Here is a 448-nt window from a genome sequence, read left to right as displayed (position 1 = left end):
GAAAGCGTCAAAGGGCATGTTGAATCAGTTGTCGAATCGGCTGTTGAAACTATCAGCGAAACCGTCGAGCAGGTTCGGGAAACTTTGACCGAAACGCCGTCTGAAACAGTTGAAAAAGTAGAAGAACACGTTGAAGCGGCAAAAGAAGCGGCTGTTGAAACCGCCAGCGAGACTGTTGAACAGGTAAAAGAAACCGTTGCCGAGATGCCGTCTGAAGCGGTCGAGGCTGCTGAAGAAGTGGCAGAACAGGCTTAGGCAGTCAGAGAAGAAGCTGTTGAAACCGTCAGCGAGGTTGTTGAGCAGGTAAAGGAAACCGTTGCCGAGATGCCGTCTGAAGCGGCCGAGGTTGCTGAAGAAGTAGCGGAACAAGCTGAAGCAGTCAAAGAAGAAGCTGTTGAGGCAGTTAGCGAGACTGTCGAGCAAGTTCAAGAAGCCGTTGTGGAAATAC

At 50.7% G+C, this 448-nt stretch carries 1 pseudogene; it reads left to right on the top strand.

Annotation, left to right across the window (positions count from 1 at the left end):
- Window positions 1-255, top strand: a pseudogene (locus ACTHUG_RS11470) (signal recognition particle-docking protein FtsY); the annotation flags it as partial.
- Between the last annotated feature and the right edge of the window lie 193 nt (window positions 256-448).

Source organism: Neisseria sp. P0022.S009 (assembly GCF_051956675.1).
Lineage (GTDB): Bacteria > Pseudomonadota > Gammaproteobacteria > Burkholderiales > Neisseriaceae > Neisseria.
The sequence above is the reverse complement of the archived record's forward strand: the minus strand, read 5'-3'. Positions and strand labels throughout refer to the sequence as shown.